General features: G+C 63.4%; 22 protein-coding genes and 1 tRNA gene. 8 read left to right on the forward strand and 15 right to left on the reverse strand.

Features of this window, described 5'->3' with window-relative positions:
* Positions 1-38 precede the first annotated feature (38 nt).
* From recO to rpoZ, 9 genes are all read right to left on the reverse strand, one after another.
* Positions 39-788, reverse strand: coding sequence for a DNA repair protein RecO (recO, locus tag ACVIGA_RS01950; RefSeq protein ID WP_456665092.1), 750 nt, complete (start codon positions 786-788; stop codon positions 39-41).
* A gap of 157 nt (positions 789-945) precedes the next feature.
* Positions 946-1,326, reverse strand: coding sequence for a hypothetical protein (locus tag ACVIGA_RS01955; RefSeq protein WP_176530905.1), 381 nt, complete (start codon positions 1,324-1,326; stop codon positions 946-948).
* Between the two features lie 44 nt (positions 1,327-1,370).
* Positions 1,371-2,294: a GTPase Era gene (gene era, locus ACVIGA_RS01960; protein WP_092114759.1), complete on the reverse strand. Its 924-nt coding sequence runs from the start codon at positions 2,292-2,294 to the stop codon at positions 1,371-1,373.
* Positions 2,287-3,108 (reverse strand): ribonuclease III, encoded by an 822-nt coding sequence (rnc, locus tag ACVIGA_RS01965; RefSeq protein ID WP_456665093.1) that lies wholly within the window; start codon positions 3,106-3,108, stop codon positions 2,287-2,289. The genes era and rnc overlap by 8 nt, the downstream gene beginning before the upstream one ends.
* Positions 3,105-3,866 (reverse strand): signal peptidase I, encoded by a 762-nt coding sequence (gene lepB / locus ACVIGA_RS01970; RefSeq protein WP_092114761.1) that lies wholly within the window; start codon positions 3,864-3,866, stop codon positions 3,105-3,107. Before lepB ends, rnc begins: the two co-directional genes overlap by 4 nt.
* A gap of 283 nt (positions 3,867-4,149) precedes the next feature.
* Entirely contained in the window at positions 4,150-4,566 is a 417-nt protein-coding gene (gene acpS / locus ACVIGA_RS01975; RefSeq protein ID WP_223967569.1) for a holo-ACP synthase, read from the reverse strand.
* Positions 4,563-5,336, reverse strand: coding sequence for a pyridoxine 5'-phosphate synthase (locus ACVIGA_RS01980; protein ID WP_456665094.1), 774 nt, complete (start codon positions 5,334-5,336; stop codon positions 4,563-4,565). The genes acpS and ACVIGA_RS01980 overlap by 4 nt, the downstream gene beginning before the upstream one ends.
* 93 nt (positions 5,337-5,429) lie before the next feature.
* Positions 5,430-7,718 carry a RelA/SpoT family protein gene (locus tag ACVIGA_RS01985; RefSeq protein WP_456665095.1) on the reverse strand — a complete coding sequence of 763 codons (2,289 nt, stop codon included), beginning with the start codon at positions 7,716-7,718 and terminating at the stop codon, positions 5,430-5,432.
* 217 nt (positions 7,719-7,935) lie between these two features.
* Positions 7,936-8,328, reverse strand: coding sequence for a DNA-directed RNA polymerase subunit omega (rpoZ, locus tag ACVIGA_RS01990; protein WP_016844003.1), 393 nt, complete (start codon positions 8,326-8,328; stop codon positions 7,936-7,938).
* Positions 8,329-8,688: 360 nt separating this feature from the next.
* On the opposite strand from rpoZ, the gene ACVIGA_RS01995 reads away from it, so the two are divergent.
* Together ACVIGA_RS01995 and ACVIGA_RS02000 are read left to right on the forward strand one after the other, a co-directional pair.
* Positions 8,689-9,321 carry a LabA-like NYN domain-containing protein gene (locus ACVIGA_RS01995; protein ID WP_028340981.1) on the forward strand — a complete coding sequence of 211 codons (633 nt, stop codon included), beginning with the start codon at positions 8,689-8,691 and terminating at the stop codon, positions 9,319-9,321.
* Positions 9,302-9,961 carry a uracil-DNA glycosylase gene (locus ACVIGA_RS02000; RefSeq protein ID WP_375781168.1) on the forward strand — a complete coding sequence of 220 codons (660 nt, stop codon included), beginning with the start codon at positions 9,302-9,304 and terminating at the stop codon, positions 9,959-9,961. The genes ACVIGA_RS01995 and ACVIGA_RS02000 overlap by 20 nt, the downstream gene beginning before the upstream one ends.
* 55 nt (positions 9,962-10,016) lie before the next feature.
* Here ACVIGA_RS02000 and ACVIGA_RS02005 read toward each other — a convergent pair whose 3' ends face one another.
* Genes ACVIGA_RS02005 through dapA form a run of 4 tightly spaced genes read right to left on the reverse strand, consistent with a single transcriptional unit; the run spans position 10,017 to position 12,489 of the window.
* On the reverse strand, positions 10,017-10,598 hold the full coding sequence (locus tag ACVIGA_RS02005; protein WP_456665096.1) for a peroxiredoxin: 582 nt from the start codon (positions 10,596-10,598) through the stop codon (positions 10,017-10,019).
* 49 nt (positions 10,599-10,647) lie between these two features.
* Positions 10,648-11,121: an SsrA-binding protein SmpB gene (gene smpB, locus ACVIGA_RS02010; protein ID WP_456665097.1), complete on the reverse strand. Its 474-nt coding sequence runs from the start codon at positions 11,119-11,121 to the stop codon at positions 10,648-10,650.
* Position 11,122: 1 nt separating this feature from the next.
* Positions 11,123-11,539 (reverse strand): large conductance mechanosensitive channel protein MscL, encoded by a 417-nt coding sequence (mscL, locus tag ACVIGA_RS02015; protein WP_456665098.1) that lies wholly within the window; start codon positions 11,537-11,539, stop codon positions 11,123-11,125.
* Between the two features lie 59 nt (positions 11,540-11,598).
* Complete coding sequence (gene dapA, locus ACVIGA_RS02020) at positions 11,599-12,489, reverse strand: 4-hydroxy-tetrahydrodipicolinate synthase (protein WP_456665099.1); 891 nt, start codon at positions 12,487-12,489, stop codon at positions 11,599-11,601.
* Between the two features lie 309 nt (positions 12,490-12,798).
* Here dapA and ACVIGA_RS02025 point away from each other — a divergent pair, with 309 nt between their 5' ends.
* The 6 genes from ACVIGA_RS02025 to ACVIGA_RS02050 all read left to right on the forward strand — a co-directional run bounded on the left by ACVIGA_RS02025 (position 12,799) and on the right by ACVIGA_RS02050 (position 17,853).
* Positions 12,799-15,285 carry a transglycosylase SLT domain-containing protein gene (locus tag ACVIGA_RS02025; RefSeq protein WP_456670720.1) on the forward strand — a complete coding sequence of 829 codons (2,487 nt, stop codon included), beginning with the start codon at positions 12,799-12,801 and terminating at the stop codon, positions 15,283-15,285.
* A gap of 248 nt (positions 15,286-15,533) precedes the next feature.
* Positions 15,534-15,626 (forward strand) — tRNA-Ser (locus ACVIGA_RS02030).
* A 234-nt stretch (positions 15,627-15,860) separates the two neighbouring features.
* Positions 15,861-16,142: a hypothetical protein gene (locus ACVIGA_RS02035; RefSeq protein ID WP_456665100.1), complete on the forward strand. Its 282-nt coding sequence runs from the start codon at positions 15,861-15,863 to the stop codon at positions 16,140-16,142.
* Positions 16,143-16,299: 157 nt separating this feature from the next.
* The gene (locus tag ACVIGA_RS02040) at positions 16,300-16,470 is read left to right on the forward strand and encodes a DUF3606 domain-containing protein (protein WP_456665101.1); all 171 of its coding nucleotides are present in this window, start codon (positions 16,300-16,302) and stop codon (positions 16,468-16,470) included.
* Positions 16,471-16,716: 246 nt separating this feature from the next.
* Entirely contained in the window at positions 16,717-17,454 is a 738-nt protein-coding gene (locus ACVIGA_RS02045) for a hypothetical protein (RefSeq protein ID WP_456665102.1), read from the forward strand.
* Positions 17,455-17,589: 135 nt separating this feature from the next.
* Complete coding sequence (locus tag ACVIGA_RS02050; RefSeq protein ID WP_456665103.1) at positions 17,590-17,853, forward strand: hypothetical protein; 264 nt, start codon at positions 17,590-17,592, stop codon at positions 17,851-17,853.
* Between the two features lie 144 nt (positions 17,854-17,997).
* Here ACVIGA_RS02050 and ACVIGA_RS02055 read toward each other — a convergent pair whose 3' ends face one another.
* Together ACVIGA_RS02055 and ACVIGA_RS02060 are read right to left on the reverse strand one after the other, a co-directional pair.
* The gene (locus ACVIGA_RS02055; RefSeq protein WP_456665104.1) at positions 17,998-18,222 is read right to left on the reverse strand and encodes a hypothetical protein; all 225 of its coding nucleotides are present in this window, start codon (positions 18,220-18,222) and stop codon (positions 17,998-18,000) included.
* A gap of 471 nt (positions 18,223-18,693) precedes the next feature.
* Positions 18,694-20,421 carry a hypothetical protein gene (locus tag ACVIGA_RS02060; RefSeq protein WP_456665105.1) on the reverse strand — a complete coding sequence of 576 codons (1,728 nt, stop codon included), beginning with the start codon at positions 20,419-20,421 and terminating at the stop codon, positions 18,694-18,696.
* Positions 20,422-20,527: the final 106 nt, after the last annotated feature.

Genomic DNA, 20,527 nt, shown 5'->3' on the forward strand with positions numbered 1-20,527 from the left:
AGCCGCGAATCACCGGGAATTTAGGGCCCGAATCGGCCTTACGGAACCGCCGTTCGGGTCCGCGGCCTCGTCACAGCGTTGATAAACCCCTCGCGAGCGTCGGAATGGCCCTGACCGCGGGGCTCCAGCACGTGGCGGAGCAGGAACAGGCCGGTGATCTGGAAACCGTCGCGCAGGTCCTGCTCCGACCAGCCGTTGGCGCCGCCCTCGCCTTCGCGCAGGAACGCCGGCAGCGGCAACAGGCGGTCGCGCCACGGCTCGCCGGCGGCGCGGGACACGGCGCCGCCGGATTTCGGCGACACGTAGATCAGGTCGGTGGTCTCTCCGGTCGCCGCGCAGTTTTCCAGATCGAGCCCGAAGCCGAGCTCGGTCAGCATGGCGAGCTCAAACCGGATCAGGTGCACGGCGGCAACGCCGGCATCGTCGAAATCGTCGAGCGTCCCCTGCAGCATCTCATAGATATCTTCATGCGGATCGCGCTCCGGCAGCAGCCGCGCCAGCGCCGCCAGATGCGTCACGCCATAGACCGCATGCGACGAGGCGAGCAGCGTCGCCGCCCGCAACCGCGTGCCTTCCAGCGCGTACATGCCGAGATGCTCATCGAGCCGCGCCCGCCACACCGCCGTGACGCTGTTGCCCGGCTGCAGCAGCGGCCGCATCCGCGAACTGGCGCCGCCGCGCACGAGACCGAGATGGCGCCCGTGCTCGCGCGTCAGGAGCTCGACGATGGCGGAGGATTCGCCATGCCGCCGCACGCCCAGCACGATGCCTTCGTCGGTCCATTCCATGGTTGAAGTCTATCAGGATTCCGAGGATGAACGCAGCGATCTCGACGCGTCATTCCGGGGCGATGCAAAGCATCGAACCCGGAATCTCGAGATTCCCCGGTGCGCAATTGCGCATCCGAGGTTCGTGCTTCGCACGCCCCGGAATGACGTCGGTTGCCTACGCGTTGAACCAGCCCTGCGCGTCGCCAGTGAAGGAGTAATACAGTCCGGCCGCGGTCAGGATACAGGACACCACCTCGATGGCGCTGTCGAGCTCGAGGCCTTTTTCGCCGATCACCTGCACCAGCGAGATCACCGACAGCACCAGCATCGCGCCCAGCGCCCAGCGCGGCCAGTTCTTGCGGTGCTGCGCCGCGAGCCGGACGAAATACACCAGCAGCAGGATCATGCAGCCGGCGGTCAGCGTCTCGCCGGTGATCATCTGATCGGTCCGCACGTCGGTCGGCGTGCGGTCCTGGAACGCCACTGACAACGCGTCGAGCGTCAGCGACAGATAGAGCAGCACCTCAAACCACAGCACATTTCTGGGCACGTTCATTGCTTTGGGCACGCTCACTGCTCTGGGCACATTCGGGCGCCGGCTCATTCCTTGGGGAAGTCCAGTCCCATTTCCTTGTAGCGGTCGGGATCGTCGCCCCAGTTCTCGCGCACCTTGACGAACAGGAACAGGTGCACGGGAACGCCCATGATCTCGGCGATCTCGGCACGCGCCTGCGCGCCGATCGACTTGATGGTGGCGCCGCCCTTGCCGAGCACGATCTTGCGCTGGCTCTCGCGCTCGACAAAGATCGTCTGCTCGATGCGGATCGACTTGTCCTTGCGGTCGGTCCAGCTGTCGGTCTCGACCGTCGACTGGTACGGCAATTCCTGGTGCAGATGGCTGTAGATCTTCTCGCGGGTGATCTCGGCCGCCAGATGCCGCATCGGCGCATCCGACATCTGGTCCTCGGGATAGAGGAACGGTCCCGCGGGCACCAGCTTGGCCAGCGCTTCGCGCAGGTCGGCAACGCCGTCGCCCGACAGCGCCGAGATCATGAAGGTGTGCTCGAAGCGCATCCGCTCGTTGGCGGCCTGCGCCAGCGCCAGCAGCTTCTCGCGCTGCACGAGGTCGACCTTGTTCAGCACCAGGATCTTCGGATGTGCGACGGTTTCGAGCTTGGCCAGGATCGCGTTGGCCTCCTCGTCGATGCCCGACTTCGCATCGAGCAGCACGCAGACGAGATCGGCGTCGTGGGCGCCGCTCCAGGCGGTCGACACCATGGCGCGGTCGAGCCGACGCCGCGGCGCGAAGATGCCGGGCGTGTCGACCAGGATGATCTGCGCGTTGCCCTCGATCACGATGCCGCGGATCAGCGCGCGCGTTGTCTGCACCTTGCGCGACACGATGGTGACCTTGGAGCCCACCAGCGCGTTGACCAGCGTCGACTTGCCGACATTGGGCGCACCGATCAGCGCGACGAAGCCACAGCGCGTCGCGTCTCCCTGCCCTTTGGGTTCGTCAGTCATTGGTGCCGACGCCTTCACGCTCGATCATCGCGGATGCTGCTGCTTTCTCGGCCGCGCGCTTGTTGCCCCCGAGGCCCTCGGCGGAGGCCAGGCCCGGCAGGTCAACCGCAACGCGGAATTGCGGATCGTGGTGCGGGCCGGTGCGTTCGACCTCGCGATAGACCGGCGTCGGCAATCCCTTGCCTTGCGCCCATTCCTGCAACACGGTCTTGGGATCGCGCAGCGGCCGGCGCAGCTTGTGCATCCGCTCGGTCCAGTTGCGCTCGACGAACTGGCGCGCGGCTTCGTAGCCGCCGTCGAGAAAGATCGCCCCGATCACCGCCTCGCAGATATCGCCGAGCACGGATTTTCGCAGCCGCGCGCCCTCGACCGCCTTCACCATACCGAGCTTGATGTCCTCGAGCAGCCCGAGCGACTTGGCGACGTCGGCGCAGCTTTCCTTGCGCACGAGATCGGCGAGCCGCTTCGACAATTCGCCCTCATCGGCCTTCGGGAACGCCCGGAACAGCATGTCGGACACGATCAGCCCGAGCACGTGGTCGCCGAGGAATTCCAGCCGCTGATAGCTGTCGGCGCGGTTGCGGGTGGCGGGCTTCAGCGCGGAGACGTGGGTGAACGCAGTGGTCAGCAGCGCGGCATCCGAGAACGTATACCCGATACGCGCCTCGGTGCCGGCGATCGCGGCCTTCTCTTCAGCCGCCTTGGCACCCTTGCTGCGCCGCTTCTTCGGCGCGGCCGTGCTTTCGGCGGCGGGCGTCTGGCTCGGCTCGCCGGTGGGCGCTTGATCGTTGATGGCTGCGGTATCGTCGTTCATCGCACGATGGAGAATAGGCGATTCCACCGCACGGCGAACGGCCAGCGCCAGATCATCCAGGCCTGCTCGCCCTCGGCGATCGAGAAGAAGATCATCTGGGCACGCCCGATGATGTTCTCGAACGGCACGTAGCCGACCTGCGACAAGAAGCGGCTGTCGGTGGAGTTGTCGCGGTTGTCGCCCATCATGAAGAAATGCCCGGGCGGAACGGTGTAGACGATTGTGTTGTCCATGTAGCTGTTGTCAGTGCAGTCGAGCGACTCATAGCTGACGCCGTTCGGCAGCGTTTCCTTCCAGCGCTTGACCCGGGCGGTCGCGTCCGCCGAGCCGCAGGGATCCTCGCCGACGAAATCGCTCAGCCGCTCGCGCTTGATCGGCTCATCGTTGATGTAGAGCAGCCCATTGCGGACCTCGATGCGGTCGCCCGGCAGTCCGATGACGCGCTTGATGTAGTCGGTGGAGTCATCCCGCGGCAGGCGGAACACCACGATGTCGCCGCGGTTCGGCTCCGAGCCGAAGATGCGTCCTGAGAAGATGTTCGGCGAGAACGGGATCGAGTAGTGGCTGTAGCCATAGGAATATTTCGAGACGAACAGGTAGTCGCCGACCAGCAGCGTCGCCTTCATCGACCCCGAGGGGATGTTGAACGGCTGGAACAGGAAGGTGCGGATGACAAGCGCGATCAGAAGGGCATGGATGACGACGCGGATGGTCTCGCCCAAGCCGCTCTCAGATTTGGTGCCGGTGGTCGCGCTCATTGCTTTCCCAATTTCCGCAGGCCCAGATGCCCACGCGGTGGCAGAACGTTCTCTCCACGCGAAGCGTTCGACCCTCCGCGTGAGGAAAATGGCCTTGATTCTGATCTTGAGGGCAAATTCCGGCCGGAACCTGGAATCCGCGTCTCGCTCGATACCCTGCGGCGTTTTAGACGGTTGTTCGCAGGGGCGCAATCAAGCGCCGCCTCAAAACTTCGCAATTCATTGAAATGTCAATGATTTTTTAGTTTGCTGAAGTTTTCTGGCAGATTCCGGCACCGCCCGCTCATCTGGCGGGAGCAACCGCCGAAATTATGACGAAGGCCTGCGCCAGCGGCCAATCGTCCGTGATCGAAAGGTCGATCTGCGCCTGCATGCCCTCGGGCGTGAGCTCCTGGAGCCGGGCCAGCGCCCCGCCGGTCAGCAGCATCGACGGCCGCCCGCCCGGCAGGTTCACCACCCCCATGTCCTTCCACCACACCCCGCGCCGGATACCGGTGCCGAGCGCCTTGGAGCAGGCCTCCTTCGCGGCGAAGCGCTTGGCGTAGGTTGCGACCACCATCTTCTCGCTGTTGGCACGGCGCAACGCTTTGGCGCGCTCGGCGTCGGTGAAGATCCGATCGAGGAATCGTTCGCCGTGCCGCTCGATCACCTTCGCAATCCGGGTGATATCGATCAGGTCGGAGCCAATGCCGATGATCATGCGCTGACGGCGCCTTGCGCCTTGGCACGGCCGCGGTCCATTGCCGCACGCATCTCGCGCACCGTGGCGGCGATGCCGACGAACAGCGCCTCGCCCATCATGAAATAGCCGATGTTGAGCTCGCGGATTTCTGGCAGCGCAGAGATCGTCTCCGCCGTCTCGTAGTCGAGCCCGTGGCCGGCATGGACCTCGAGCCCGGCCGCCTGCGCGAGCCTGGCGCCGGCGACGATGCGCTTCCACTCGGCCTCCGCCTTGTCCTTGTGACCGTCGACTACGGCGTCGCACCAGCCGCCGGTGTGGATCTCGATCACGGGCGCCTTCAGCTGCGCGGCCATCTCGATCTGCCGGGGATCGGCGGCGATGAACAGCGAGACCCGGATGCCGGCATCATTGAGCCGTGCGATGAACGGCGCCAGCGCATTGTGCTGGCCGACCACGTCGAGGCCGCCTTCGGTGGTGAGCTCCTGGCGCCGTTCCGGCACCAGGCAAACCGCATGCGGCTTGGTGGCGAGCGAAATCCGCAGCATGTCGTCGGTCGCCGCCATCTCGAAATTCAGCGGCTTGGAGATCTCGGCCTTGAGCCGCGCCATGTCCTCGTCGCGGATATGACGGCGATCCTCGCGCAGATGCGCGGTGATGCCGTCGGCGCCGGACGCGATCGCGGCAAGCGCCAGCCGCACCGGGTCGGGCCGCGCGCCGCCCCGCGCATTGCGCAGGGTCGCGACGTGATCGACGTTGATACCGAGACGGAGTGGAGGAGCCTTCGACATGTCTCTAACCTGCAATTCTAGCGTGTCATGCGCGGGCATAGCCGTCCGACGGACGGCGTCGCGTCCACTCGCCGATGCCCTGCGCATCCAGCTTTACCCATTGACGCGCTCGACCTTGGCGACGACGGCCTTGGCGCGCAACTGCGCGATGATAGCGCTGAGATGCTTGAGGTCATAGACCTCAAGATCGACGGTCAGCTCCGTGAAGTCCGGCGACTGGCGCGACATGTGGATGTTGTCGATATTGCCGTCGTGCTCGGCGATCACGGTCGCGATCTGCGCGAGGCTGCCTGGCTCGTTGACATTGTGGATCAGGATGCGCGCGGGGAAGCGCTGCGGCATGGTCTCATCGATGTCCCAGCGCACGTCGAGCCAGCGCTCCGGCTCCTCCTCGAAATCCTTCAGCGCCGGCGACTGGATCGGATAGATCGTGATCCCCTCGCCCGCCGTAACGATGCCGACGATCCGATCGCCCGGCACGGCGCCGCCGTTCGGCGCAAACTTCACCGGCAGGTCGGAATTGATGCCACGCACCGGGATCACCGAGGCGGCGCGAGCCGGATGCGCCGCCGGCTGCGTCTTCAGCTTGGCGGCCATACCCTTCGCACCGTAGCGCAGCAGCCGCTCTTCCTTGTAGTCGGGATACATCGCGCGCGCGACGTCGGAGGCCTTGATCTCGCCGCGTCCGACCGAGGCCATCACGTCCTCGATCGAGGTGCGCGCGAGCCGCGGCAACGCGCCCTTCAGCTTGTCGTCGGCATATTCGATCTTGGCGCGGGCAAACAGGCGATCGACGATGCGGCGGCCGAGGCCGGCATACTGGTCGCGAACCGCGTCGCGCGTGGCACGCCGGATCGCGGCGCGCGCCTTGCCGGTGCGGGCGAGCGCTTCCCAGGCCGACGGCGGCGCCGACTGCGCCTTCGAGGTCAGCACCTCGACCTCGTCGCCATTCTGCAGCTCGGAGGACAGCGGCGCGAACTTGCCGTTGATCTTGCAGCCGACCGCGCTGTTGCCGACACCGGTGTGCACCGCATAGGCGAAGTCGATCACGTTGGCGTTGCGCGGCAGCGCGATCAGCTTGCCCTTCGGCGTGAAGCAGAACACCTGGTCGTGGAATAGCTCGAGCTTGGTGTGCTCGAGGAATTCTTCCGGGTTGGAGCTCTCCGAGAGGATGCCGATGGTGTGGCGCAGCCAGGCGAAGGCATTGGACTCGTGCTTCAGCCGCTCATGCGGCGAGCCCGCCCCTTCCTTGTAGAAGGCATGCGCGGCGATGCCGAACTCGGCGATCTGGTTCATCTCCTCGGTGCGGATCTGCAGCTCGACGCGCTGCTTGCCCGGGCCGATCACGGTGGTGTGGATCGAGCGGTAGTCGTTCTGCTTCGGCGTCGAGATGTAGTCCTTGAAGCGGCCCGGCACCACCGGCCAGGTGGTGTGGACGATGCCGAGCGCGCGGTAGCAGGCGCCGACATCGTCGAGGATGACGCGGAAGCCGTAGATATCGGACAGCTGCTCGAAGCCGACCGATTTGCGCTCCATCTTGGTCCAGATCGAAAACGGCTGCTTGCGGCGGCCGAACACCCGCGCGGTGATGCCGTTCTTCTGCAGGTTCTTGGAGAGCTGGGTTTCGATCTCGCCGATCAGGTTGCGGTTGCGCTCGGCCAGTGAATCGAGCCGCTGCTTGACCACTGCATAGGCCTCGGGATCGAGCACAAAGAACGACAGGTCCTCCAGCTCCTCGCGCATCTCCTGCATACCCATACGGCCGGCCAGCGGCGCATAGATATCCAGCGTCTCCTCGGCGATGCGGCGGCGCGAGGCCGGCGGCACGAATTCCAGCGTGCGCATGTTGTGCAGGCGGTCGGCGAGCTTGATCAGCAGCACGCGGACGTCGTCGGCGATCGCCAGCAGCAGCTTGCGCAAATTCTCGGCCTGCTTGGCCTCGCGCGACACCAGCTCCAGCCGTTTCAGCTTGGTCAGGCCTTCGACCAGCGCGCCGATCTCATGGCCGAACACATGGTCGATCTCGGCCCGCGTCGCCTCGGTGTCCTCGATCGTGTCGTGCAGCAGCGCCGCCACGATCGTGGCGTCGTCGAGCTTGAGGTTGGTGAGGATCGCGGCGACCTCAAGCGGATGCGAGAAATAGGGATCGCCGGAGGCACGCGTCTGAGTGCCGTGCGCCTTCATGGCGTAGACGTAAGCGCGGTTGAGCAGGTCTTCGTTGGTGTCGGGGTTATAGGACCGGACGCGCTCGACAAGGTCATATTGTCGCATCATTCGGGCCCGCGGCTTGGCGGGCCTCTCCGCCGCGGGCGACGCCGGCGCGACCGCGACCGTTTCGGTTGCAGCCTGCATCTGGATGGAACTGCGGCGTCGATACGCCATGAACTCGCTGCCTCTCGCGCGGGACCGGAACGTCCCGTCTCCTCAATCTAGTGCGCTTTCGAACGAAGCAGCACCCCGCGCGGGCCCTGGAACCGTTCAATTTCCCGCGCCCGCATAGGACGCACCGTAACAGCGAAATTGTCAACAAAAGCAAAGGCCCGGAGCAATCTCCGGGCCTTTGGCAAATTGATCCGAGATGCGGAGCCGAATGAAGAGCCTACTCGTCTTCCTCGGGCTGCTCTTCCGGAGGCGCCAGGCCCTCGAGGCCCTTCAGCAGCTCTTCCTCGGTCATGCGCTCGACCGCGACCTCGGTGTCGTCGGCGTCGACGCTGGCACCGGCGGAACCGATCAGCGGCACAGTGTCCGGCTCGGGCTCGTCGACCTCGACGAACTTCTGCAGGGAGTGCACGAGTTCCTCTTTCAGGTCCTCCGGAGAGATCGTCGAATCGGCGATCTCCCGCAGCGAAACGACCGGGTTCTTGTCGTTGTCGCGATCAACCGTGAGTTGCGATCCCGACGAGATCATCCGGGCACGATGCGCGGCCAACAGGACGAGGTCGAAACGATTGTCGACCTTATCAATGCAATCTTCGACGGTGACGCGAGCCATCTCGAGGCGCTCCGTGGTAAAAGGGACCAAACATGTAGGTTATGAGGGTTAGTTATAGGGCTAGTCCCCGTTTCGCAAGGTAAAATTTGTGATTTGCCTTCCCAACAGGCTCTGATAACCCCCTCTGCCGGGGCCAGAACGGCCGGAGCGTCTGACGACATGGCTAGGTTGCTGTCCCAGGCAAGTAAATCTCTTCATTGCAATGTCAAAGGTCTAGGCTTTTTGCCCTCGCCTCACCATAATTGCGGTGGTGACTGTCGTGGGGAAAGATTCACAGAACTTTAGGCAGCAACGCCGGAAATTACGCGCGGTTGATCACCGCCGCGCTAAGAACACTAACAACCACGCGAGAACACTTTGATGTCGTCACCTGTTTCCAACAAGATCGCGCTCTTCATCGATGGAGCCAATCTTTATGCAACTGCAAAGACGCTCGGCTTCGACATCGACTACAAGCGCCTTCTCAAGGAATTCCAGAGTCGCGGCACGCTGCTTCGTGCGTTCTACTACACGGCGATCATCGAGGATCAGGAGTATTCGTCGATCCGTCCGCTGATCGATTGGCTCGACTACAACGGCTACACCGTGGTCACCAAGGCGACCAAGGAATTCATCGACGCCAGCGGCCGCCGCAAGGTGAAGGGCAACATGGACATCGAGCTCGCCGTCGATGCCATGGAGCTGGCCGAGCACATCGACCAGATGATCCTGTTTTCCGGCGACGGCGACTTCCGCTCTCTGGTCGAGGCCGTGCAGCGCCGCGGCGTTCGCGTCACCGTCATCTCCACCATTGCGAGCCAGCCGCCGATGATCGCCGACGAGCTGCGCCGCCAGGCCGACGTCTTCACCGACCTCGTCGAGCTGCAATCCAAGCTTGGCCGCGATCCGTCCGAACGTCCGGCCCCGCGCGAACCGCGTCACCACTCCCCGCAATTCCTGCAGCGCGCGACCACCATGGCCCCCCGGGGAGCTGATGACGAATTCGACGAGTAATCTCGTCGCCGCCCCGACGCGTCCCGACAGCAACTGTCAGCTCTGTCCAAGGCTGGCCGATTTCCGCGCAGAAGCCCGCGCGCGCAACCCCGACTGGTTCAACTCGCCGGTGGAATCGTTCGGCGATCCGAATGCTCGGCTGCTGATCGTGGGCCTGGCGCCGGGCATGCAGGGCGCCAACCGCACCGGCCGTCCGTTCACCGGCGATTATGCCGGTGACCTGCTCTACGCGACCTTGCTCGAATATGGTTTTGCCAGCGGCGTCTATCGGGCGCGGCCCGACGACGGCATGAAGCTGGTCGACGCGCGGATCAGCAACGCGGTGCGCTGCGTGCCGCCGCAAAATAAGCCGCTGCCGGTTGAGATCAACACCTGCCGGCAGTTCCTCCGCGCCACGATCGCCGCGATGCCAAAGCTGCGCGCGATCGTGCTGCTCGGGCGAATCGCCCACGAATCAACATTGCGGGCGCTGGATGTTCGTTTGGCTGCCGCGCCCTTTGTGCACGGCGCCGTGCATAGCGCGGGCACTTTCAAGCTCTACGACAGCTACCACTGCTCGCGCTACAACACGAACACGGGCGTGCTGACGACCGACATGTTCCGCAAGGTCTTCGCGACCGTGCGCAAGGAGCTCGGCTAGCGCCTTCTGCCGCATCCACTTCGCGAAGCGCGTATCCAGGTCGTTCGAAAACGTCTTAGCCCTTCGGCGGATTGTCCTTCAGCCATTCCAGCACGTCGCCGGCGTTCCGGTCGGGCGGGAACACCGGATAGAACACGTGCGTGATGCGCGCATCGTCGATCACAAGCGCGAGCCGCTTGATCAGCGTCAGGCCCGCCACCGACATCGTCGGCAATCTCAGCGCGTGCGTCAGTTCCAAGGCTTCGTCGGACAGCACCGGGAACGGCAGATGCAGGCGCGACGCCATCTCGGTCTGGTACGCATTGCTCTGCGTCGACAGCCCGAACACCTGGGCGGCACCAGCCGCCTTCAGTTCGGCGAACAGGTCGCGGAAGGCGCAAGTCTGCGGCGTACTGCCGCGGGCCCCCGGAATCATGTCCCAATCGTCGACCAGCCCGATCTTGCCGGGCTCGCCGGTTCGCGGATAGGCGAACACCACGGTGCGGCCCTCGAGCGCCGACAACGCCACCGAGGTGTCGTCGGTGGCGCGCAGCCTGACCGGCGGGATCGTCATGCCGGTCAGATGCGCCGCGCCGCCGTCGTCCATGGGCGCCGGGATCTTGCTCCAGTCGACATCAGTAAGGCTGCTCTGGTTCATCGGACCAATCTCCATCCGCCGTCGTCGCAGTGCCGGCGCTCCGAGCGCCCTAGCCCCGCGCCCGCATCAGGCGGCCCTTTTCGCGGCTCCAGTCGCGCTTCTTTTCGGTCTCGCGCTTGTCGTGCAGCTTCTTGCCCTTGGCGACCGCGAGCAGCAGTTTGGCACGGCCGCGCTCGTTGAAGTACAGCTTCAGCGGAATGAGCGTCATGCCCTCGCGGTCGACGGCCCCAAGCAGCTTGTTGATCTGTTTGCGATGCAGCAGCAGTTTTCGCGGCCGCTTCGGCTCGTGGTTGAAGCGGTTGGCCTGCAGATATTCCGGGATATTGGCGTTGATCAGCCAGATCTCGCCGTCCTTGGAATCCGCATAGGACTCCGCGATCGTGCTCTTGCCGAGGCGGATCGATTTGACCTCGGTGCCGGTCAGCGAGATGCCGGCCTCGATCGTATCCTCGATTGCGTAGTTGAAGCGGGCCTTTCGGTTTTCAGCGACAACCTTGATCGGACGTTCGTTCTTGTCGGCCACGTTAGCCCTTCTTGAGGAGGTCGCGGATTTCCGTCAGCAGCACGACCTCGCCGGACGGCTTTGGCGGCTCGGCGGGCTTGGCCTCATCCTTGCGCTTGAACTGGCTCATGACGCGAATGACCATGAACAGCACGAAGGCGACGATCAGGAAATTGAGCGTCAGCGTGAGGAAATTGCCCCAGGCCAGCACCGCGCCCTGCTTCTTGGCGTCGGCCAGATTGGTCGCCGTCACGGTCTTGGAAAGTCCGGTGAAATAATTGGAGAAGTCGAGGCCACCCGTGATCGCGCCGATGATCGGCATGATGACGTCGCCGACCAGCGAGGTGACGATCGCGCCGAAGGCTGCACCGATGATGACGGCGACCGCGAGGTCGACGACATTGCCCTTCATGGCGAAATCGCGGAATTCCTTCAGCATGCCCATCCCCTTCTGTTCAACATTGCGCACAGTATTGTTCACGGCGGTACCGGCCCGGTTCAGTTGATCAGGCCGGCATGCACCATGGCGCTGCGGACGGCCTGGCGGGTCGATTCAGAGACCGGCACCATCGGCAGGCGCAGCTTCTCGTCCAGCTTGCCGAGCAATGACATCGCATACTTCACCGGCGCAGGATTGCTCTCGATGAACAGGTTGGTGTGCAGCGGCATCAGCTTGTCGTGGATCTTCAGCGCGGTGGTGACGTCGCCCTTTTGCCAGGCGGTCTGGAACTCCGAACACAACCGCGGCGCGACGTTCGAGGTCACCGAGATGCAGCCATGGCCGCCATGCGCCATGTAGCCGATGATGGTGGCGTCCTCGCCCGACAGTTGATTGAAGTCGTCGCCCATCGCGGCGCGCTGCTGCGACACCCGCACCATACTCGCGGTCGCATCCTTGACGCCAGCGATGTTCTTCAGCTCGAACAGCCGCGCCATGGTGTCGACCGACATGTCGATCACCGAGCGCGGCGGGATGTTGTAGATGATGATCGGAATCCCGATCGCATCGTTGATGGCCTTGAAGTGCTGGTACATGCCTTCCTGGGTCGGCTTGTTGTAATACGGCGTCACGACCAGCACCGCATTGGCCCCGGCCTTCTCGGCGTGCTCGGCGAGCTCGATCGCCTCCTTGGTCGAATTCGAGCCGGCGCCGGCGATCACGGGCACCCGGCCCTTGGCCTCCTCGATGCACCACTCGACCACGCGCTTGTGCTCGTCATGGCTTAGCGTCGGGCTCTCGCCCGTGGTGCCGACCGGCACCAGGCCGTGCGTACCCTCGGCGATCTGCCAGTTCACGAGGCCGCGGAACGCCGCCTCATCCACCGCGCCGTTTTTGAAGGGCGTCACCAAGGCAGTGAATGATCCCCGGAATTTTGTCTTGGCTGCCATGGACTTCCTCCAAACGCTTCAGGCTAAAGGCAAGGTCGACGGACCCTTGTTGTTGTCTTGCTTCACGTCCGTGCAACCGGCATCCGGTTGATGCGAAACGCCATGAAAGGCAATTCATATCGGGTCTGACCGACAGGCGAAAGGGCCGTACCGAACCTACTCCCAGCCGGTTCCAGCCGCGATTTCGCCGTTGTGCTGGCGCAAACAGCCGCACCGGCAGGCTTCTTAGTATTTTGTCTACGTTTTCAATCAAATAAGAACCGATGGCCCAAACGACCAGATGATTCGGGGCCGCGGAGGACTTCTGTGATCCGTTCCGCCCGCGCAGGCATATTGCGATCGACGGCGCTGGCGACGAGCCTCGCGCTCGTCGTCGGCTTGGCCGTCATCACGGCCGATGCATGGGCCGCCGAGGATGTTCCAGTCGCAACGCCGGCCGCCCACGACGCGGCCTCCAAGACGGCTGCCTCGAAGAGCGCGGCTTCCAAGGGCGCCGCTGTCAAGACCGACGCTTCCAAGGCCGGCACCTCGAAGGCGCATGCTTCAAAGCCAGCCGCCGCCAAGAACGGCGAGACCAAGACCGGCGGGACCAAGACGGATGCCGCCAAGGCGACTTCTTCGAAATCCGGCGCCGCGAAGGCCGACGGCGCCAAGGCCGCTTCTTCCAAAACCGACGCTTCGAAGGCCGCCGCGTCAAAGAGCACCACGTCCAAGTCCACTGAGGCAAAGACCACTGCGTCGAAGCCCGCTACTCCGGCTGGGACAGGAAGCCTGCCGAACAAGCCGGCGCCCGTCCGCGCCGCCGCCCCCGCGCTGGTTCCGGCGACCCGCCAGCATGCCGCGCCGCTCGCGCGCAAGCCGGTGCTGCCCGCGGCCGTGGCCGCGACATCGTCGACGTCGCAGTCCGACAAGGAGGCGCTTGCGAGCGTCGTCGAGCTGCTGCGCAAGCGCAAGGCGGCAGACGCCACCGAGGCCGAGGCCTCGATCTCCGATCCGGTTGCGCGCAAGCTTGCCGAATGGCTGATCCTGCGCAGCGAGGACAATGGCGCCTCGGTCGAGCGCTACCGCGCCTTCCTCGACGCCAATCCGAGCTGGCCCTCGCAGACCTTCCTGCGCCGCCGCATCGAGGCATCGCTATGGGACGACCATCGCGACGATTCCGCGGTGTGGGCCTGGTTCCAGAATGAATCGCCGGTCTCGGCCAAGGGCCGGCTCGCACTCGCCAAGGTGATGATCGGACGCGGCGACCGCGGCAATGCCGAGCGCCTGGTGCGCGAGGCCTGGCGCAACGACCCGATGAGCGAGGACACCGAAAGCACCGCGCTCGACCTGTTCGGCTCGTTCCTGACCGCCGGCGACCACAAGGCGCGCATGGACACCATGCTCTACGGCACCGACAACGAGGCCGCCGGCATCCGCGCGGCCAGGCGTCTCGGCTCCGGCTATCTGGCGCTCGCCAAGGCGCGCATCGCGGCCAACCGCAAGGGCTCGAACCTGCGCGCGCTGCTCGAAGAGGTGCCGCGCGAACTCTCCGGCGACACCGGCTATCTGTTCGCCAGGATCCAGCTGCTCCGCCGCGAGGAGAAATTCACTGAGGCCGCGCAGCTGATGCTGAGCGCGCCGAAGGACGCCGCGCGGCTGTTCAACGTCGACGAATGGTGGGTCGAGCGCCGCCTGCTGGCGCGCAAGATGATCGACGTCAACGAGTTTCGCACCGCCTATCTGATCGCGCGCGACGCGGCGCTGCCCGCCCGCGACATCTACAAGACCGAGCAGGAATTCACCTCGGGCTGGATCGCACTGCGCTTTCTCAATGACCCCGCCCTCGCCGCCCAGCATTTCGCGCGGATCGGCGTCGGCAGCGCCAACCCGACCGCGCTGGCGCGTGCCGGCTATTGGCAGGGCCGCGCCGCGGAAGCCGCCGGCCGCGGCCAGGAGGCGCGCGCCGCCTACGCACGCGCAGCCGAGCAGTCGACCAGCTATTACGGCCAGCTCGCGCGCGCCAAGCTCGGCCTGCCGCAGATCGAATTGAACAGCGCGCCGCGTGGCCGCGGCGCCGACCGGCTGGAAATCGTGCGCGCGGTCGGGCTGCTCTACGAAATCGACGCGCGCGAGCTCGCGATCCCGATCTTCGGTGACATGGGCGACAATGGCGATCCGGAAGCGCTGGCCGGCCTCGGCGAGCTCACCGCGCGCCATGGCGATGCCCGCGGCATGTTGCTGATGGGCAAGGCTGCGCTCAATCGCGGACTGCCGTTCGACCACTACGCCTATCCGGTGAACGGCATTCCATCGTTCCGCCAGGTCGGACCGGAGGTCGAGCAGAGCGTCGTCTACGCGATTGCGCGCCAGGAGAGCGCGTTCAATCCGGCGGTGGTGTCGCCGGCCCAGGCCTACGGCCTGATGCAGGTGACGCCGGACGCCGGACGCTATGTCTGCAAGCGAGCCGGCATCGGCTTCGATCTCAACCGGATGAAGACCGACCCGGTCTACAACGCGATGCTCGGCGCGGCCGAACTCGGCGGCCTGCTCGAGGATTATCGCGGCTCCTACATTCTGACCTTCGCTGCCTACAACGCCGGCCGCGGCAGCGTGAAGAAGTGGATCGAGCGCTATGGCGACCCGCGCGATCCCAAGGTCGACGCGGTCGACTGGGTCGAGCTGATTCCGTTTTCGGAGACGCGGAACTACGTCCAGCGGATCATGGAGAACCTGCAGGTCTACCGCGCCCGGTTCGGCGGCGGCACCAGATTGCAGATCGACGCCGACCTGCGCCGCGGCGCCAGCGTGGAATGAGCCGGAGCGGCCGGATTTCAACAATCTTGCGAGGGGCTGCGTTCAGGCCTTGCGAAAATCAAACTAACTCATTGTTATAGCTAGAATTTAATCCATTGGTCGGGCCCACACCTGCAAGCCGCTGCCCTATATAGAGGCTCTGCGCCCGCTCCGGGGCGGCCGGCGGCTGAGCTGCCACCAAATCACCTTGTCGCAATCTGAATCTGCCGCTTGCGGCTCAGCGCCCACTCGGGCATATCGGCGCCATTGGAGAGGTGGCCGAGTGGCTGAAGGCAACGCTTTGCTAAAGCGTCATACGGTCTCAAGCTGTATCGAGGGTTCGAATCCCTCCCTCTCCGCCACCCTTCGTCTGTTGAGCAGGCCCCGGTAGCGTCTGCAGACCGGGTGCCGCTGATATCCGACGCCCCACTTCGATCCGATGGTTCGCTAGCCGCCCAAGCCCCCGTTTGGCGCTGACCGGTCGTCACCTCCGCGTGAACGAAACATCATTCCCGGCGCGTCGAAGCGAGCGCGAAACAAACCGCGCGCAGCATTCCCTGAGTTTTTCATCACCTGAATGTTTCCGGAGTAAAGCCATGCAGCAGGACAGTGGCATTCAATTCCAGGATATCGACCAGGTTTTGCGTAACGCCCAGCTTCGCCGATCCGCCGATCTGGCTCCCTGGTTGCGGCAGCACTTCTCATCCAAGGCCCGCAGGTTCGTCATCGCAACTTCGCTGGCTTGCATGGTTGTTGTGCTGGCGATCGTTGCTGCCCCACGCCCCGTCTCGAGCGCTGCGCTTGGCAGCGATTGGCAATGCAGCAAGGCAGCGTTTGTGATGACGACCTGTCGTCAAGCCGACCCAGCTCGCTCTTAGCAGGCGGCGGCGTTGATGGAACGTTGCCCTTGGCCCGGCGTTGCGTAGGCGGCGACGGCACGCTCGCGAGGGCAACCGGTCCCCTCGTCGACCGATCGATGTCGACGCAATGCCGCAACATCGCGAGCAACATATATCCTTTGCGAGCCAAGCTCCCATGAACAAGCACAGGCAAACCTATTCTCGCAATTCGCTGGATCTGCGCGACAAGGTCCAAGTCAAAATATTGAGGAAGCGCCTCAAGGTCTCCGATCAACAATTTGCTTCAATCGTTCGAAAATCGGGTCCCTCAATTGCCGCTATCACCAAGGAAGCAAAGGTGACCTGAGCCACCAGTTCGAAGAGGTCGGACGGTCGCGACGTCAATTGGCTGGCGAAACCATCTGGCCGGCAAAACCGTAGCTGGACAGCCGGCCGCATTCTTCCATTTTGGTCCTGTGGGCCGGCTGAGGCCGTTCGGTCTGTCCCAGTCACGGACGGCCTCACTTTTAAGTTCATCGATGAATTGCGTCCGGGAGAGCCGAGGTGGCAGTCGCAGCTTCCCATCGGCTTGATTATTTGGCATCAAATCATCATGAAGCCCGCACGAGGTATCCGCCGGCTGGTCGAGATCGGGCTGAAGGCGAAGAAACAGATGGATGGCCCGAGTGCTCTCAGGTTAGCGGTCTGCTTCGCGCTGGCCATTGTCCTGCCTGCTGCCCAGACGCCGCCAGCGGTGCATTCGCCGGACGAGCGGCGTGTGGTCGACAAGGAATGTCGTGATGTCCTGCCTGCCCAGGCAAAGATACAGGCGTGCCTCAACCTGCTGAGCGATCGTCGGCTCTCGAATGCCTATATTGTGCCGATCAACGGCGAAATATCGAGCACCTTCCAAAGCCTGCGGGACTACGACAACGCCATCAAATACAAGAAGATCGAAATTGAACGCGCGCACAGCGCGGCGAAGCAACCTGCTTCTTCGGCCGAAGCACTTCCTGCAAGTTTCGGCGCGATGTCTCAACGTTACACCGAGCTTGGAACACTCCAGGCGCTCAATCGCCTGACCAACTTCAACAGTCAGTCGGATGAAGCGCGCCGAGGCGCCGCTGAGGAGCAAAGCAACTACAATATGGCGCTTCAGTACAACCCGATGAACTACAGGGCATATCGATACCGGGCTGAAATTCACAGCCTGTTCTGCGATAGCGCGTCTGCCTCTCAGGACATGGAGGCAGCGGTCAAGTTTGCTGAACAATCCGGAGATCAGAATGCCGCCCGAGACTACAAGCGCGTCACGTTAGGTGCTTGCGTTCCGGCTTGGCGCCGGGAATAGCCTGCGAGACCCATCGGATTTTCGTCCGGCCGTATTCTTACGGCCCGCTCCTGGCAAGCGACTTGCGATGTGCCCGTGAATAGTTCGGCGCCGGCTGTTCGCGGTGTACCGAACTCGCACATTCGGAGCACGCACATGAACATGCATCATCGTTTTGAGACAGCTCGCACAAGCACCGGACGAGAGTCGACGGTCAGGAAGATGCTGTCCGATCTTGTCCTGGCCTGCCAGCAGATCGAAGCCGACATTGCGACGGAGGAAGCACGCGCGGGAGTTCACGACCGATCGGACACAAGGTATCCGATTTTGGCGAGGTCGCTCCACGAGCGGCACGACAATCTCAAGGGAACCATCGCCATGCTCGAAGAGCGTGTCACGAGCGATCTCTGCACAAGTTGATCACCGACGCAGCATCGCTCGATCCGTTGACCAACCTCCTGTTCGATGGAAGAGAGAGGTATCCGTCCGTCTCCGCTAGCCCCTTTGCAACCGGTACAGAGTCTCAGAAGCAAAAGGGCCTGCCTGAAGCAGGCCCCTGCCACCTCACTGCACTCCGAAGCGCTGCCGCTTGCCGTCGTTGGGGCAGTAGAAGCAGGCTTTCGACGAGCAACCCGACAGGTCTCCAGCCTTGTTCAGGGTATAGTTGCATCCTGCGGTTCTGTCGCACGCCTTCACGACTGCACCGATGGGGGCGGCGGAAGCCGACTGACCGAACGTGAACAGAGCAATCGCGGTTGCGACGGCGAAGCTCAGTGAAACTGAACGCATGATTTGCCCTCCTCCACAATTGGGCCGACGCACCATTGCATCGCCTTGGCCGACACACTCCCAGAACTGCTCTGCGAGCGATGTGAGGCGGGTCACTCAGCGACGCGGCACCGGCGTCAGCCGCTACCACGGGTGGATGGATCGAGATTCCGGTTCTCGCCTGGCGGGATCGGCCCGTAGCCGGGATATCTGTACCAGCCAGGTGCGACCACCTCTTCGCTCGGGCGAATGATGAGGTGTTGTCGCACACGCCGGTGATGTGCAGGTGCCGCGTCGGCAACCGCACTCCACAGGATCACAAGAGGCAACGTCAAGACCAAGGCACCACGCATCGCGATCACTCCGTTTCACCGAACAAGTGACCGCCGAGCCCGGCGCTCTATTCTGGCCCGGCCCTTCACATGTGATCAAAACCGCGAGATCGCTGATGTAGAGCCTGCGCGTTATCACGCAGAGTGAGCCCGCTGACGTCTAGGGGCGCGCCTGTGCCGAGCGAGGCGTTGATGCCCATTCTGCCCAGTACTTCAGGAGCGGGATCGCGCTGCCAACCCAGCCTCCCGCCATCTTGGCCTCTTCCTCGCGATCCAACATGCCCGCGGCAGCAGAAAGTTCGCCGATGGAATAGCGCCGCGATGGACACAGGATTTCACTCGCTTGCGCCCAGCAATCCCACTCGCCAATCGTTACGCCACCCAGCGCCCCCGTCTTGCGGTTATAGAGAACTGCCTTGGGTGATGAATTGGAAACGATGGCAAGCCAGTTTGGGTCGCTCGCGATGCCGGTCGCGTAAAAGGTCGACTCGTCGCCAAACAGGTCTCCGCGGGCGGGCATCATCAACAGCGTGCCGTCACTCGCCGCCAGCGCGCCATAGGCTGCACGCACAGTCTTGTCGAACATCCGATAGCTCGGCGCATCGAACTGGACGGTTCCGCGCGACGTCACCGAGGGGTATCGATATTGCGATTGATCAGCGATGTAGTTCCATCGCGGGTATCCGAACTCGAAAGAGGTTGTCGCCCCTTCGTTGATAGCAATAAGCCGGTCTTGGTAGGTCGACAGGATATAGGCTGCGTCCTTGTCCCGATAGGCACAGAACGGCGCGGACAGGTTTGCATGGGTCGGACCGTTCGCGCCGTACACGTCCTTCAGTTGAAGGCTCTTCGTCATCGTGAAAACGACGCCGGACATCGGATCCGAACCGATCAGATCGCCCGTGCTCTCGTCTTCATTGATGCAGGTGGCAAATTGAATCGGCTGAGGACCGATGTTTGCGGTCTTCGCAAGCTCTTGCCCGGTTTCAATCGACAGCTTGACAATGCTGCCCTGGCCCGAGGCGAAAGCCTCGTCTCCGATAATCGTGATGCCGTGAGAGGCCAGCAGATCCCGCTTCCAGCGCAGAATCCATTTATCATCGACGCGTTCGAACATGGAGACCACGTTGCCGTCGTAGTCCGCCACGCCCATGAATCGACCTCCTCGCGAGATCGCCACTCCCTCCGCTCCCTTGATGCCGGCATCCGCTATCCGCTCGGTTAAATGAAGCTTTGCACCGGACGGCGTACGCTCGAGCTGGGCGACGATAATGTCCTCTCCAACGTAGTTCGCGATGAAGATCCTGTCGTAGAAGGCCGAATAGAACACGGCCGTTGGACTCCAGACAGGCAGTGCGACGTCGATCTCAAGCCGTACCGCGGTGCGCCGATCCTGGTCGAAGAGAAAAACATCCCGGTAGTTGGCGATCAGAAATTCTCGCGCCGAGATCTTGGTCATGGAGACCGGTGTCATCGGTGCATATTCGCTTTGAGGCAGCGAAACTTGGATCGAATTGCCCTGCAGATCGGGCGCAGGCTGACCGCGCTTCTGCGTGTCGATCACCGCACCAATATCCGCCCGCTGCTCGTTGACGGTCTGCTCCAGCTGATTTGCGGTCTGCTCCAGCTTGTTTGCAGCCTCGTCCTGCTTGCTCGCAGCCTGCTCCTGCCTGCTCGCGGCCTGCTCTTGTCTGTTCGCCGTCCGCTCTTGCTTGTTCGCGGCCTGCTCCTGCGCGTCCAGGCGGCTGATGATGGTAGCTGTGCGTTGACCGCTGAAGAGCAGCGTCTCCGTCAGGAGATTTGCGGCGATCCTGATTTTGTGCGCGAACAAAGCCAGGACGATTGCGCCAACCAGAATCGCACCATACGCGATCTTCTTCTTTTTCATTACTCGCTCAAGATAACTATCGATGACGCGAGCAAACCGTCACGACTCGAAGTGAGAAGCTAGATATTCTTTAGTTTGATCGCGCTCGATGTGAAGCTCATGATCC

The organism is Bradyrhizobium sp. USDA 3240 (genome assembly GCF_054063295.1).

Excerpts from the sequence above, each read along its gene's own strand:
- recO (WP_456665092.1), bottom strand. The coding sequence starts at position 788 with ATGGAATGGACCGACGAAGGCATCGTGCTGGGCGTGCGGCGGCATGGC.
- ACVIGA_RS01955 (WP_176530905.1), bottom strand. The coding sequence starts at position 1,326 with ATGAACGTGCCCAGAAATGTGCTGTGGTTTGAGGTGCTGCTCTATCTG.
- era (WP_092114759.1), bottom strand. The coding sequence starts at position 2,294 with ATGACTGACGAACCCAAAGGGCAGGGAGACGCGACGCGCTGTGGCTTC.
- rnc (WP_456665093.1), bottom strand. The coding sequence starts at position 3,108 with ATGAACGACGATACCGCAGCCATCAACGATCAAGCGCCCACCGGCGAG.
- lepB (WP_092114761.1), bottom strand. The coding sequence starts at position 3,866 with ATGAGCGCGACCACCGGCACCAAATCTGAGAGCGGCTTGGGCGAGACC.
- acpS (WP_223967569.1), bottom strand. The coding sequence starts at position 4,566 with ATGATCATCGGCATTGGCTCCGACCTGATCGATATCACCCGGATTGCG.
- ACVIGA_RS01980 (WP_456665094.1), bottom strand. The coding sequence starts at position 5,336 with ATGTCGAAGGCTCCTCCACTCCGTCTCGGTATCAACGTCGATCACGTC.
- ACVIGA_RS01985 (WP_456665095.1), bottom strand. The coding sequence starts at position 7,718 with ATGGCGTATCGACGCCGCAGTTCCATCCAGATGCAGGCTGCAACCGAA.
- rpoZ (WP_016844003.1), bottom strand. The coding sequence starts at position 8,328 with ATGGCTCGCGTCACCGTCGAAGATTGCATTGATAAGGTCGACAATCGT.
- ACVIGA_RS01995 (WP_028340981.1), top strand. The coding sequence starts at position 8,689 with ATGTCGTCACCTGTTTCCAACAAGATCGCGCTCTTCATCGATGGAGCC.
- ACVIGA_RS02000 (WP_375781168.1), top strand. The coding sequence starts at position 9,302 with ATGACGAATTCGACGAGTAATCTCGTCGCCGCCCCGACGCGTCCCGAC.
- ACVIGA_RS02005 (WP_456665096.1), bottom strand. The coding sequence starts at position 10,598 with ATGAACCAGAGCAGCCTTACTGATGTCGACTGGAGCAAGATCCCGGCG.
- mscL (WP_456665098.1), bottom strand. The coding sequence starts at position 11,539 with ATGCTGAAGGAATTCCGCGATTTCGCCATGAAGGGCAATGTCGTCGAC.
- dapA (WP_456665099.1), bottom strand. The coding sequence starts at position 12,489 with ATGGCAGCCAAGACAAAATTCCGGGGATCATTCACTGCCTTGGTGACG.
- ACVIGA_RS02035 (WP_456665100.1), top strand. The coding sequence starts at position 15,861 with ATGCAGCAGGACAGTGGCATTCAATTCCAGGATATCGACCAGGTTTTG.
- ACVIGA_RS02040 (WP_456665101.1), top strand. The coding sequence starts at position 16,300 with ATGAACAAGCACAGGCAAACCTATTCTCGCAATTCGCTGGATCTGCGC.
- ACVIGA_RS02045 (WP_456665102.1), top strand. The coding sequence starts at position 16,717 with ATGAAGCCCGCACGAGGTATCCGCCGGCTGGTCGAGATCGGGCTGAAG.
- ACVIGA_RS02050 (WP_456665103.1), top strand. The coding sequence starts at position 17,590 with ATGAACATGCATCATCGTTTTGAGACAGCTCGCACAAGCACCGGACGA.
- ACVIGA_RS02055 (WP_456665104.1), bottom strand. The coding sequence starts at position 18,222 with ATGCGTTCAGTTTCACTGAGCTTCGCCGTCGCAACCGCGATTGCTCTG.
- ACVIGA_RS02060 (WP_456665105.1), bottom strand. The coding sequence starts at position 20,421 with ATGAAAAAGAAGAAGATCGCGTATGGTGCGATTCTGGTTGGCGCAATC.